Genomic DNA, 13,029 nt, shown 5'->3' with positions numbered 1-13,029 from the left:
TTAGGCATAACCTAGTAATTAAGCTGCTTTTTTGTTTTTAAATTTCGTCAGATTGCTGTTTACTACTCTCAGCGCCATGCGCCCATTGATATAAAATAGGCAATACAAACAAAGTTAAAATTGTAGAAGATACAATACCGCCGATAACAACTGTTGCTAGTGGTCGTTGCACTTCTGCACCAATTCCAGTGTTTAACGCCATTGGAATAAAACCTAAACTTGCGACCAGTGCCGTCATTAAAATAGGTCTTAAACGAATGATGGCACCTTCAATGATCGCTACGTAAAGGTCGCCTTTTTCATGCCAAAGATCTCGAATAAAAGCCAACATAACCAAGCCATTTAATACGGCAACACCTGACAATGCTATGAAGCCGACACCTGCCGAAATAGATAAAGGCATGTCTCTTAAATAAAGAGAAATTACGCCCCCAGTTAATGCTAACGGTACACCACTGAAAATGATCAATGCATCTTTTAATGAACCAAATGCAATAACCAAAATACCTAAGATAACAATTAGTGTGATCGGCACAACTAAGCTTAATCTTTTACTCGCTGACTCTAGCTGTTCAAAGGTTCCGCCATAATCAAGCCAGTATCCTGCTGGAATTTCTCCTTCCTGATTAATTTTAGCTTTCACTTCTTTGACAAAACCGCCTAAATCTCTACCACGAACATTGACGGTAACCACAACTCTTCTTTTACCTCTCTCACGGCTAATTTGAGCAGGTAAAGACTCAGATTTAAGCTCTGCAACTTCTTCAAGTGGCACATAGTTACCATTCTCAAGTGGAAGCGGCAGATGCTTCAAGCTATCGATATCCGTTCTTATTTGCTCCGGTAGACGAACAACTAACTCAAATCGTCTGTCTCCTTCATAAATGATCCCCGCAGATTCACCGCCAATTGCAGTAGCAACCCAGTCTTGCAGTTCGGTAACGCTCAAACCATACCTACCAAGCGCTTCTCGTTTAGGAATTACTGATAAAGATGGAACACCTGTGACCTGTTCCATTCGGGCATCAGCAGCACCGTCCACGGTTTTCACTATATTTAGAATATCTTTTGCGGTGAGTAATAACCGATCCAAATCATCACCAAATATTTTGATGCCGACATCAGCTCTAACGCCAGAAATCAATTCATTGAAACGCATTTGAATAGGCTGAGTGAATTCATAGTTGTTGCCCGGAATGTTTTTCAGTACCTCTTCCATTTCTTCAACTAATTCACTCTTTGGCTTTGAAGGTTCGGCCCAATCTTTACGTGGTTTTAAAATAACAAAGATATCAGCAATACTCGGTGGCATTGGGTCAGTTGCTACTTCTGGTGTGCCGATGCGCGAGAATACTTTATCAACTTCAGGAAACGCTTTAATACGTTGCTCAAGTACTTCTTGCATTTCTACTGATTGCTCTAGGCCAGTCGATGGAATTCTTAATGCCTGTAGTGCAATATCACCTTCATTTAATTGAGGAACAAATTCTGTCCCAAGCGTAGTTGCTAACCAAAGGCTATACCCCATTAACAGCGTTGAGAATGAAACAATAATCCAACGAAATTTCATCGCCATTTTTAACAATGGTTCATAAATAGACTTGGTTGAACGAATAACTACACTTTCTTTTTCGCTGATTTTACCTTTCATAAACACAGCTACAGCAGCAGGAACCAGTGTAACTGAAAGGATCATTGCGGAAATTAACGCCATAACGACAGTTGCCGCCATAGGGTGGAACATTTTCCCTTCAACGCCAGTTAGCGTGAAAATGGGGATGTAAACAACAGTGATAATTGCCACACCAAACAAGCTTGGACGTATCACTTCTGAAGTGGCTTCAAAAACGGTATTTAGGCGTTCTCTTAAGTCTTGCCTATGACCGTTGTGTTGGGCCTGTGCTAACCTACGGACAGAGTTTTCAACGATGATTACAGCCCCGTCCACTATCAAGCCAAAGTCCAATGCGCCGAGACTCATTAAATTGGCAGATACTCCTGCTTGCACCATACCTGTGATTGTCATTAACATGGAAATAGGGATAACAGCAGCGGTAATGAGAGCTGCACGTAAATTTCCAAGTAGAATAAATAACACAACAACAACTAAAAGCGCACCTTCAACGAGGTTTTTGGTAACGGTTGCAATCGCTTTATCTACTAACGTTGTTCTGTCGTAAACAGGCTCTGCGGTAATGCCCTTTGGCAGAGATTTTTGTATTTCGCTGAGCTTATGTTCCACTTCTAAAGCAACGGTGCGAGAATTCTCACCAATCAGCATCATGGTTGTACCAAGCACTGTCTCAATGCCATTACGAGTAGCAGCCCCTGTTCTAAGTTCTTTGCCTATAGCAACATTGGCAACATCACTTATTTTTACAGGAATACCATCGTTCTTTTTGATGATGACATTGAGGATCTCATCTATTGTCGCTAGTTGCCCAATGGAGCGTACTAAAACTTGCTGTCCGTTTTGTTCGATATAACCTGCGCCACGGTTGTCATTGTTTTTACGTAATGCATCAGATATTTCTTCAAAGGTTACCTGATGAAAAAGTAATTTTTCGGGTTTAGGCGTTATGTGATATTGCTTGTTGTAGCCGCCGATACTGTTGACCTCAATGACGCCTTTAACTTGAGCCAATTGCGGTTTAATGATCCAGTCTTGTATTTCTCTTAAGGCAATAGCGGTATAAGGCTCTCCATTAGGCATTTTAGCGTCAGGAGAAGCTTGTACGGTATACATAAATATTTCGCCAAGCCCTGTCGAAATAGGACCCATTTCTGGCTCTAAGCCAGAGGGAATAACGCCTTTTATCGCAGCTAATCTTGCATTGATTAAGTTGCGAGCAAAATAAATATCGGTTCCCTCTTCAAAGATAACGGTTACTTGAGATAATCCATATCTTGACAGGGAGCGGGTGTGAGACAGCTTTGGCAATCCGGCTAAGGCGGTTTCTACAGGAAAGGTCACCCTTTGTTCCGCTTCCAAAGGTGAATAACCGGGGGCAGAAGTGTTTATTTGTACCTGCACGTTTGTTATATCTGGAACAGCATCAATGGGAAGTTTTTGATAACTCCACATGCCAACGCCGATGATTACCATCAGCAGACTTAATACTAAATAGCGTCTATTTATTGCAAGACGCAAAATTGATTCAATCATATTGCGTCTCCTAATCGTCGTCTTCTACTTCAGATTTCAAAATATCCGCTTTTATCAGATAACTGTTTTTGTTTACATATTCAGCGTCTTTACTGAGGCCATCAATGACCTCGATATAGTTTTTGTCTGAACGTCCGAGCACAAGTGGCGCAAACTCGTACTCTTCATCTTCTTTTACAAAGACACCAAATTGTCCTCCCAGTTCTTGTATCGCAACTTTCTCGACGGCTAAATCCACCTCAAATCGGTTTATCTTTACGCTGCCCATTAATAATTGGCCTGAGGTTAGGTTTAGCTCAGTGTTATTTAAACGTACACGTGCTAAAACATAAGACTGATCTTTAGCTGGAATTATATTGGTGATGGTTGAGTTGAATGCCTGTTCACCATGCTCAATATCAACAGGTTGACCGACTTTGATTTGATTATATTGGCTGGTAAACACCTTAAATTCAGCCCACAAGGTGTCAAAATTGACGATTTCAAACAAGCTAGTGTTTTGCGTGATACCGCCAATATTTCCATTTCGCTGTAAAACAGTCCCAGAAACAGGGGATGTTATTTTATAGGTATTTAAGCTTTCATTAGATTCAATAACGGCTAATAGATCTCCTTTTTTTACCTTATCACCAACAGTGGAGTTAATTGTCTTTATAACGCCGTTATATCTAGCGCCAACTTGAAATAATTGTTCAGCGCCTATCGTCGTAGCGCCGTATACAGGGATAGTTTGGTTCAACGTTTTTGAAGCTAAATAGGCTGTTTCAACACCAAGCCTTTTTGCCATGTTATTGTTTATTTTGCTAATGCCTTCTTCGCCTTCATGTTCATCTTCACTAGCGATAACACTTTGAATGGGTGATAGATACCCAATAAAAATCAATAGTGCGAGTAAATAGTTTTTCATTTTGAATTCCTAAACGATTCAGTTAATAACTGAATCAATAAATTGTTATTAAACTTAAAGTGATGTTTATTTAGAGTGACAGCGCTTCGTTTGTTAGTTTTTCTATCTCTGCGCCATAAATTAGGGCAGCAGATGCCGCATCAATGAGGGTTCGCCGAGCATTTAACAGCTCTTGTCTAGCCGATACATAATCAAGATATCCATATCGACCTTTTTGATAGGCGTCTTGAGTATCTTCCAGTGCATCTTCAAGCATTGGGATAACCGACTGCTTTAATGAATTAGCTGTTAATATGGCTTGTTTTCTATTGGAGTATGCTCGTAGTAAGTGATTTCTAAACCTCAACTTAGTCGCCTCTTTCTCTATGGCAACTTGGTCACGCTCTGCTAGCGCACTAGCGATTGCACCAGAATTTCGCTTTTCAGCAAACAAAGGTAAGCTAAAGCCAGCGACCAGTGCCGTATCATTGGCTTCTTGAGAGCGCCTAACACCAACAGACCATTTGATATTGGCCGTTGACTCTGTTTTAGCCAACTGTAATTCGGCCTCTTTTAGTCGCTGCTCACTTGCATAAACTTGAATAGCAGGGTTTTTCTCTAATTTCGCAAAGAGACTACTAAAATCACTATCATTGCCAAACTGAAACAGATCTCCAGTTACTCTAGAGAATGACACTGATGTTTCTCCCCAGTAAGCTGATAAAGAAAGCTTTAGATATTCCAAGCGCTTTTGTTCAGATTGAAGGGTGAGGTTAGCCTGAGCAATAACTGCTTTTGAACGTTTCACTTCAGCCTCAGGAGTAGCACCTGCGCGGTTACGCTGAGATACAATCTCTAACGTTTCTTGTGCTAAGCTCAATGCATTATCTGCCAATATCACTCTTTGTTGGGCTGCAAGTACTTCCACGTACTTCTCAGTGACTTGAGCCATTAAATTAAGCGCAGAGACTTCTTTCTCAGCATTGAGTAGTGCTCTTGATTTTGAAACAAGTCCAATCCGCGCTGAGCGTTTATCTCCCATTTCGATAACCGAAGATAGAGCGACTGTTAATTCAGCACTGTCGAATGCATTAAATTCACCTGAGCCTGCAAAGTTCTCAGCTTCAACTTCTAGTTCATAAGCGGGATTTAAACTTGCTGTTTGTTCTTGTCCTGTTAATGCGGTTTGTTTGAAATCAAATATTTTGAGTTCAGGATTTTGTTTAAGCGTCCACTGAATTGCCTCTTGAAGATTTAACTGCTTTTCAAAGGCATAAACATTAAATGTAAAAAGTGACAACGCGAGAAACGCGATATATTTAAGCTGAGGTGTTACACACCTCAAAATTGCTATCTTGCGATGCTCACAGGTATTAAGTGCCATGTATACTTTCCTATAAATTTATATGTGATATTTAGGTCATTAACATTTGACCTTTCTTAATTTTCTATAAAATTTAGGCGTATTTAGGTGGGCGGAATGGCACCGACATATAGCCTTTTAGCTCAGGAGAAACTAAGGCGTAGGTAAGGAAATATTCTATTTTTTGTAAAATATTACAAGAATAATCTGCATTTAAAAATAAGTGACAACAGCAACAAAAATTACAATTATCAATTAAAGTTTGGCTATTACTCACCTCAAATAAATTGGAGGTTTCTGGAGATTCTAGCGGGGTAATAGACTCAGTTAGTGATGTATTAAAAGAACTTTCAATTAAGTTTACTTCAAGCTCTTCTAGCGAAAAAAACACAGATTGCACCGCGATTAAAATCATTATCACGTATGATATATATGGTTTAAAATATGACGGACGCATTAGGTTCATTGTTATCTAGTTCGCTTCAATCAGTCTGATAGTTCCCAAAGTCGTTGGGACTATGTTTAAATCTGAAACATGAGTAAACCCTGATTCAACCTCTAAAGAAGGAAGGACTCCATCTACATTATCTTTTGTAGTTTCAAAACCATCTAATAACTGAACGACAAAGAACAATATCCGTTGAAATATTGAAGTCGGCTTTCCCCAGTCAGCAATTAATAAAATGCCACCCGGTTTAAGTACCCGACGAATTTCAGTTAATGTCGCACGCTTAGTTGAACGGCTTAAGTGATGAAAAAACAAACTTGAAACTACGATATCAAAGGAATTATCACTAAAAGGCATTTCTTGTCCAAAGCCCTGTCTAAAAGAAATATTAAGATCCTTGCCTATAACTTTTTTCTGTGAAATATCTAAAGCGGTTTGGTCTGCACCTAAGCCTATTACGGTATATTTAGGTGATTTTTCAGCTATTAATTTTGTTAGCGTTCCGGTTCCACATCCAACATCAAGTAGGTTGTTTCCTTTGACGTTGGCAACTTTATCTACAATCAGTTTTTTAAAAAATGCTTCTCTCGTGGTGATAGCAACGAGGCTGTCATAAAAATTAGTTAACCAATGAAATCGTAATGGCGGAATGTAGGCATTGTTTTTCATAACTTCATTTCCCTTTAGCCGTTTGAAGCAGACTTAAACTAGCTATAAAGATGCTATTAATGGTTTTAAAATTTAAATAAATAGCCATGATGAATTTGTTTAATACTTTAGCTGTAAGATACGGCGAGCACCGTTTAAAACTACAACAGCAATAATCAAACCAATCACTAAATCTGGATAACGGCTGCTTGTTACTGTAACTAAAAAGCCAGCTAAGATTACCCCAACATTTGCAATAACGTCATTTGCGGAAAAAATCCAGCTTGCTTTCATATGAGCGCCGTCTTCTTTATTACCAAATATTAAAAATAGACAAGCAATGTTAGCGATTAGTGCTATTCCACCAAATATCATCATTAAAGAAGAGATCGGTTCACTACCGTAAACAAAGCGTCTTACGACTTCGCTCAAAGCACTTAGCGCTAGAATAACTTGAAGCACACCAGATATATGTGCCGCTCTAAGTTTCATGCTGATACTTTTACCTACCGAATAAATAGCCAAACCATACACAGCAGCATCAGCAAACATATCTAATGAGTCTGCAATTAGGCCAGCAGACTGTGCAATCAACCCAGCAATTACTTCTATAAAAAACATGACTCCATTAATGGCTAACAACCATTTTAGGGTTGATGCTTCTTTCATCTCATTTTTTTGGGCTAGATCTTTTGCTTTTGCAGCTTCGGTGCTGCAACTTTCTTTAGTTGATGCCAACTCTGCACCGAGATTGAGTTGTTGTAATTTTTTTGTTATCTCATCTAAATTTTCATCATGAAAAACCTTGACTAAACGGCTAGGAATATCAAATTGCAACCCAACTGAAGGCTCAATTGAGTCAAGTGCTAACCTAATCAATCTCTCTTCTGAAGGACAGTCCATTTGAGGTACTTTAAATGTACTGACAAACGCGCCACTATAGTTATCTAATTGTGTATCAATTTTTACATCTTCATTGGTAGAAGATGATTGACACTGACCACTACATTTTTCTGACATATTTAACATTCCGTAATAATATTAAAATAAGTATAAAATCTATAGTGGCTATAGAGTCAAATAAAAATTATTCAATATGAAAAGTTTGGGAAGTAACTCAAATAGCTATTCCAAGAAAATAATTGTTGGGGGGTAGTGACAGCAAACACTGCTAACATTATTTGGACTGCCCGTTTTATACCGATGTTTATCAAAGATAAAAAATAGAAGAGCTATCTAGATAGAATAAATTAACCGATGATCCTAATTCCACATTAAAGTCGCGTTGGTGTGTTACTAATTGTACAGAGGATCTAAAACAAGATTTAAATTTAAAAGTAAGAGCAACGACTATATTGTTGGAACACTTGTCATGAGATACGCTAAGCCTAATGTCCGGTTTCGTATCAAAGTGAATTTTAGCTGAAGTAATTTTGTACCATCGTTTACGACTGCTTCAGGCTCAAATCTGACGAAGATTTCCTAGTACTCACCCAATCTGGCTTGATGAGAAATAATCTCAAACATTATGCGTAGCCACATATTCGCTCAACTTGAGCGGGATCTTATAAAAGCCAGAACCACAGAAGGTCGTGAAGAGGCTAAAGCTAAAGGCAAACACATGGGCAGATTGCCTGCTTTATCAGACAAACAAGCGAAAGAATTATATAAAGATAAATTAAATGGTGAATCGATCTCTGCATTAGCGAAGAAATATTCTGTTAGCCGCCCCACGGTTCACCGAACTATTGAAAGAATGGAACAAAAGAAATAATAAATAAAAGGAGACGTTATGTGGTCTGATAAAGAATCAAAAATTGATTTCTTAAATTTTAATGAAACGGCTGAGTCAATAAAAGATCTTATAACAGAAAAGGAGTTAATGCCTATTAGTATAGGCGTTTTTGGTGATTGGGGCGCTGGAAAATCGACGATTCTTGAACTTACTAAGGCTTCTCTGGAAAGTGATGAACAAGAATATATCCAAGTACATTTCGATGCATGGACTTTCCAAGGGTATGATGACGCTAAAGCGGCGTTACTAGAAACAATTGCATCTACTTTAGTTAAAAAAGCAGCAGACGATAAAAATCTCAGTGCAAAAGCAAAAGAGTTTGCTGGACGAATAGATAAGATCAGACTGATGGGATTGCTAATGGATGGTGGTGCAGCATTAGCTGGTATACCAACTATGGGTGGTATACAGAAGATCATGGGACTATTCAGTGGTGGTGACGATGGTGAACTGGATGTTGATGATGTAAAAGGTGCTGTCGATGGCGCTAAGGATGTCGCGAAGAAAAACAAAGGTTTGATCAAAGATAATAAATCATTTTCACCTCCTAAAGAAATTAAAGAATTCCGAAAAGCATATTCTGATCTGTTAAAGGAGTTTGATAAGCCACTTATTGTCTATGTCGATAATTTAGATCGCTGCTCTCCATTTAATGCTATTTCGACCCTTGAGGCGATCAGGTTATTTCTATTTTTACCCAATACTGCATTTGTTATTGCCGCCGATGAGGACATGATCCGCTTGGCAGTGCCTGAGTATCACAAAGGTGCATCTCAACGACATCAAACTGATTATTTAGACAAGCTTATTCAAATTCCTGTGCATGTACCAAGACCCGGCGTTCTGGAGATAAGGGCATATTTAATGATGCTTACTGCTCAAGATCACGGCGTTACCGATGCGCAATTAGAAACGATAAGATGTGCCCTTGAAGAGTCATTAAGGCTGTCGTGGAAACAACCACAAATTACCGTTGACGAGCTACTTCAAGATCACGAGATTGAAAAGCATTCCGAACTCAGAAGTAAATTTGTGGTTGCTGAACAGTTAGCTCCACTATTAGCTGAATCCACAAACATTAACGGCAACCCTCGCATAGTTAAGCGATTACTCAATCAGGTTAAGATGAGAAAGAAAACCGCTCATCGCAGAGGAATGCAGCTTGATGAAAAAACTATCACTAAGCTGGTAATTTTTGAGAGGTGCTTAGGCACTCAGGCTACCAACAAGCTTTATGAATTAATTGATAAGGAAAACGGATATCCAAAAGTATTAGCGGATCTTGAAAATTCAGAAGTCGAATTTGACGAAATTAATTTACCTGAAGAGTGGAAACTCGACCTAGCTTTTATTGATAAATGGTCGAAATTACCTCCCATGTTCACTGAAATGGATTTGACACCAGCGGCATATCTGAGCAGAGAAAGCATTCCAATGGGGGCTGTTAATTCGGTAATGTCTGGAGCCGCTCAAAAACTCGTAGAAGAATTAATGAAGCAAAAGGTAAGGGTCAGTGGCGTTAACTCTACTGCGATTACCACAACTCCGAAGGAAGAATACATGTCAGTCATGGATGGTTTGATTGAAAACTTTAAGTTGATTGGTGATTGGACCGAAAGACCAACAGGCATTTATGGGGCTGTGTTACTTGCCAAGCAGGATGATAAATGTAGCTTAAGTCTTCTTACATTTTTAAAAAGCTTGCCCCGCCAAAGATGGCTTAATCCAATTTTAAAAGAACTAGAGGGAACTAAGTAATATGGGTACGTCCGCATCGTCAACAGGACCAAATAATAAGAGTCCACTTATTCCATCTTGGGCAGAGCAAGGAGATCCTGTCACAATAGAACCTGCATCAGGTACTGATGGGGATGAGCAAGCTGGCTCTGATAATAATCAAGCTGATGATCAGAATGACAATAGCAATGATATTGACAATGACAAGGTTCAACAAGAAATCGGTGGTTCACCTACAGCAACACCGCCTCCAAATAGGTTTGCCAGTGCCAGAAGAGCATTTGGTAAATATGCGCAAACAGGTGGCTCAACCTCAGATCTAAGGCGTTCATTAAAAAGTTACTCTAGAAAAGGCTCTGGCGGAGGTAAAAGCACAAGCAGGAGACTATCAAGCGGCATAACTGCTGGTTCTGGATTGCTTGGTGTCATGCGTGGCGACACCGTAACGGTTAATAATCAAAGCTTATCATTAGGTGATCTAACTGGGCTATCGACTGATCAAGCAATCGACAAAATTGCTAGCCATTTAGCGCCTGATAATGCCGATTCGGATGCTGTAAGAGTTGCGTTGGATTACGCACTAGAAGAAGCACTCCCCGATACAGAAGAATTTGACCCAAACAGTTTTACTGACGAAGTTATCCAAGAAGCCATAGGCTGTTATTTAACAGACCTTATTTTTCAGGATGTGGTTGAAGGCATGGGCAGAGCTTGGTTTCATGTTGAGCCAGCAAGCAAGCATCATCAAATGGAAGTTGAATTAAGGGAACTAATAAAAGTGATTACACAAGAGCAGTTAGACAAAGTAACTAATGGCAACCCCAGTACTATTAGCAAAGAAAATATTACTAAAATTCAAGCCGATGCTATTGCTATGACGGTTGATGAATGGGAGAGCTTTAATGACTAATTTTTACTTTAACCATGACCCTGCTAACTTGCCTGACTTTTCTGATGATTGTCATCCTGTCCAAATGTTTCATACGCATCAAAATGACATCACTAAGCACAGCTTGGTGTCAAAACAACTACTACAAACAGTTCGTGATTTAGGATTGAATGTAGATGCTGATTCAATAGATCTGATAACAATTGCTACCGCCGTTACCGCTGCTGATACATTTGAATTAAGGGATAATGCAGAAAATGCATGGGCTAGAAAAATGCATTTGCATGTTCCTGTAACTGATGAGGATATGTGGAATTTTGTAGAACCTGAACTGAGTTCTTTGCTCAACTTTCTTACAGGCGATCAATGGCTGTTTACTTTTGAAAAAACAACTATGCCGATGCCGACTCCTAAAACAAGTGAGCAAGCGAAAGCAAAAGCAAAATCATTAATTGGACTCAACTCTGTTTGCCTTTTTTCTGGTGGTCTTGATAGCGCAGTTGGTGCAATTGATATTTTGAACGGAGAATCAGATTTAAAGCCTCTCTTGGTTAGTCACGCTTATCGTGGTGATGGCGCTAAGCAAGAAGACATTAAGCAATTATTATCCCCGCCATTCGGCGAATTGTCCTATTCAATGTCTCCCCATATTATTAAGCACTTAGAAGGTAAAACTGACATTAGTATGAGGGGAAGAAGCTTTAACTTCCTAGCTATGGCGGTACTTGGTATATCAGCCTTAAGAAATGCTAATTGCGATAGCAGTATTGAAACTATTGTCGTCCCAGAGAATGGCTATATTTCTATAAATCCGCCGCTTACCAGAAGACGGATTGGTAGCCATAGCACTAGAACTACTCATCCTAATTTTCTAAGCAGGCTTGAATCTTTGCTTAGAGACACTGGGTTTCATGTCAAATTTGTAAACCCCTATCAATTCAAAACTAAAGGTGAAATGTTAGCGGAATGTGTTGATCAAGACGCAATTAGAAAAGCAGTTCCCCTAAGTGTTTCATGCAGTCATTGGCACAGAGAACATAAACAGTGTGGGCATTGTGTACCTTGCCTTATTCGAAGAGCGTCAGTTTTTCATGCTGGTTTTACACAAGATGCGCCATACAAGACAAAGCGGTTGAGAGATCTTATCAAAGAAAAAGATACTCGCGATGATCTCCAAGCGGTTCAAACTGCCATTATTAGATTGAAACAATCCGATAACTATCGTTCTTGGCTTCGAAGTTCAGGGCCAATACCACAAGAAAAAGATATACGAGAAAAATTAGAATCAACTATTAAGCGAGGATTGGCAGAGGTTGAATTATTTCTCCAAGCGGATAAATCGTCATGATGGATCTTCATTGCCACGTTGATTTATATCCAGATCATCAAGAGGTATTGAACGACATAAAAAGCAGTAATTATTACGTGCTATCAGTAACTACGGTGCCTTCAGCTTTTGAAGGTACTGTCCAGTTAACAAGTGGCATAAAACACTGTAAGACGGCCTTGGGGCTTCACCCTCAACTTGCTCATCTAAGAAAAAATGAATTAGCACTATTCGATAAGCTAGTTGATAGAACTAGATATATTGGAGAAATTGGACTGGATGGCTCAAAAGGTTACGCTGATTACTTTGATGATCAATTAGAGGTTTTCACGCATATTCTAAAAAAATGTGAAGGCTTTGATGACAAAATACTAACTATCCATAGTCTTAACGCGACTGGTGAAGTTCTTGAACAACTTAAGTTACATCCCAATGCTGGTACTTCTATTCTTCATTGGTTTTTAGGTACTAAGAAGCAAGTTCTAGAAGCCGTCGAGCTAGGCTGTTTCTTCTCTATTGGGCCAGCCATGCTAACTTCAGCCAGAGCTAAAAAAGTAATATCGTGGATACCTCAAGATAGAGTTCTACTCGAAACTGATGGACCTTTCGCCAAAGTGGCGGGGAATATTCTGTTTCCTTCAAGTGTTGGCACTGTTACTGAATATCTGGCTGAAATTTGGTGTAAAAATAAGGCTTTGATAATAGAAAAATTGTCAGTAAATCTTAGGTGTTTAACATCAGTCAAGTAACTAATTATACGTCACGTAATC

The 13,029-nt window shown here is 39.2% G+C and carries 11 protein-coding genes; 5 read left to right on the top strand and 6 right to left on the bottom strand.

The window, feature by feature from the left end; translation table 11 throughout:
* Window positions 1-37: 37 nt before the first annotated feature.
* The 6 genes from ABZP26_RS13815 to ABZP26_RS13790 form a co-directional block, all read right to left on the bottom strand.
* Entirely contained in the window at window positions 38-3,166 is a 3,129-nt protein-coding gene (locus ABZP26_RS13815; RefSeq protein WP_182761201.1) for an efflux RND transporter permease subunit, read from the bottom strand.
* A 10-nt stretch (window positions 3,167-3,176) separates the two neighbouring features.
* Window positions 3,177-4,073 carry an efflux RND transporter periplasmic adaptor subunit gene (locus tag ABZP26_RS13810; RefSeq protein WP_008109684.1) on the bottom strand — a complete coding sequence of 299 codons (897 nt, stop codon included), beginning with the start codon at window positions 4,071-4,073 and terminating at the stop codon, window positions 3,177-3,179.
* A gap of 70 nt (window positions 4,074-4,143) precedes the next feature.
* On the bottom strand, window positions 4,144-5,436 hold the full coding sequence (locus ABZP26_RS13805) for a TolC family protein (protein ID WP_008109686.1): 1,293 nt from the start codon (window positions 5,434-5,436) through the stop codon (window positions 4,144-4,146).
* Between the two features lie 73 nt (window positions 5,437-5,509).
* Window positions 5,510-5,830 carry a hypothetical protein gene (locus ABZP26_RS13800; RefSeq protein WP_008109688.1) on the bottom strand — a complete coding sequence of 107 codons (321 nt, stop codon included), beginning with the start codon at window positions 5,828-5,830 and terminating at the stop codon, window positions 5,510-5,512.
* A gap of 57 nt (window positions 5,831-5,887) precedes the next feature.
* Window positions 5,888-6,532 carry a class I SAM-dependent methyltransferase gene (locus ABZP26_RS13795; protein ID WP_368485071.1) on the bottom strand — a complete coding sequence of 215 codons (645 nt, stop codon included), beginning with the start codon at window positions 6,530-6,532 and terminating at the stop codon, window positions 5,888-5,890.
* Between the two features lie 99 nt (window positions 6,533-6,631).
* Entirely contained in the window at window positions 6,632-7,531 is a 900-nt protein-coding gene (locus ABZP26_RS13790; protein ID WP_008109692.1) for a cation transporter, read from the bottom strand.
* Window positions 7,532-8,039: 508 nt separating this feature from the next.
* Here ABZP26_RS13790 and ABZP26_RS13785 point away from each other — a divergent pair.
* From ABZP26_RS13785 to qatD, 5 genes are read left to right on the top strand one after another with little or no spacing between them, the layout of a single operon-like run.
* Entirely contained in the window at window positions 8,040-8,285 is a 246-nt protein-coding gene (locus tag ABZP26_RS13785; protein ID WP_033103103.1) for a helix-turn-helix domain-containing protein, read from the top strand.
* 18 nt (window positions 8,286-8,303) lie between these two features.
* The gene (locus tag ABZP26_RS13780) at window positions 8,304-10,064 is read left to right on the top strand and encodes a P-loop NTPase fold protein (RefSeq protein ID WP_024596196.1); all 1,761 of its coding nucleotides are present in this window, start codon (window positions 8,304-8,306) and stop codon (window positions 10,062-10,064) included.
* Between the two features lies 1 nt (window position 10,065).
* Window positions 10,066-10,953 (top strand): hypothetical protein, encoded by an 888-nt coding sequence (locus ABZP26_RS13775; protein WP_008109702.1) that lies wholly within the window; start codon window positions 10,066-10,068, stop codon window positions 10,951-10,953.
* Window positions 10,946-12,280, top strand: a complete 1,335-nt coding sequence (gene qatC / locus ABZP26_RS13770; RefSeq protein WP_008109704.1) for a Qat anti-phage system QueC-like protein QatC — start codon at window positions 10,946-10,948, stop codon at window positions 12,278-12,280. Before ABZP26_RS13775 ends, qatC begins: the two co-directional genes overlap by 8 nt.
* A complete protein-coding gene (qatD, locus tag ABZP26_RS13765) occupies window positions 12,277-13,008 on the top strand; it encodes a Qat anti-phage system TatD family nuclease QatD (protein WP_008109706.1) in 732 nt (243 codons plus the stop codon). Before qatC ends, qatD begins: the two co-directional genes overlap by 4 nt.
* Window positions 13,009-13,029 lie beyond the last annotated feature (21 nt).

This window comes from Pseudoalteromonas sp. SD03 (genome assembly GCF_040937955.1).
GTDB lineage: Bacteria > Pseudomonadota > Gammaproteobacteria > Enterobacterales > Alteromonadaceae > Pseudoalteromonas > Pseudoalteromonas tetraodonis.
This window is presented reverse-complemented; position numbering and strand designations above follow the sequence as displayed.

What these genes read in the sequence shown, in the direction of transcription:
- ABZP26_RS13780 (WP_024596196.1), top strand. Translation starts at nt 8,304, where the DNA reads ATGTGGTCTGATAAAGAATCAAAAATTGATTTCTTAAATTTTAATGAA.
- ABZP26_RS13775 (WP_008109702.1), top strand. Translation starts at nt 10,066, where the DNA reads ATGGGTACGTCCGCATCGTCAACAGGACCAAATAATAAGAGTCCACTT.
- ABZP26_RS13805 (WP_008109686.1), bottom strand. Translation starts at nt 5,436, where the DNA reads ATGGCACTTAATACCTGTGAGCATCGCAAGATAGCAATTTTGAGGTGT.
- ABZP26_RS13795 (WP_368485071.1), bottom strand. Translation starts at nt 6,532, where the DNA reads ATGAAAAACAATGCCTACATTCCGCCATTACGATTTCATTGGTTAACT.
- qatD (WP_008109706.1), top strand. Translation starts at nt 12,277, where the DNA reads ATGATGGATCTTCATTGCCACGTTGATTTATATCCAGATCATCAAGAG.
- qatC (WP_008109704.1), top strand. Translation starts at nt 10,946, where the DNA reads ATGACTAATTTTTACTTTAACCATGACCCTGCTAACTTGCCTGACTTT.
- ABZP26_RS13785 (WP_033103103.1), top strand. Translation starts at nt 8,040, where the DNA reads ATGCGTAGCCACATATTCGCTCAACTTGAGCGGGATCTTATAAAAGCC.
- ABZP26_RS13810 (WP_008109684.1), bottom strand. Translation starts at nt 4,073, where the DNA reads ATGAAAAACTATTTACTCGCACTATTGATTTTTATTGGGTATCTATCA.
- ABZP26_RS13800 (WP_008109688.1), bottom strand. Translation starts at nt 5,830, where the DNA reads ATGATTTTAATCGCGGTGCAATCTGTGTTTTTTTCGCTAGAAGAGCTT.
- ABZP26_RS13790 (WP_008109692.1), bottom strand. Translation starts at nt 7,531, where the DNA reads ATGTCAGAAAAATGTAGTGGTCAGTGTCAATCATCTTCTACCAATGAA.
- ABZP26_RS13815 (WP_182761201.1), bottom strand. Translation starts at nt 3,166, where the DNA reads ATGATTGAATCAATTTTGCGTCTTGCAATAAATAGACGCTATTTAGTA.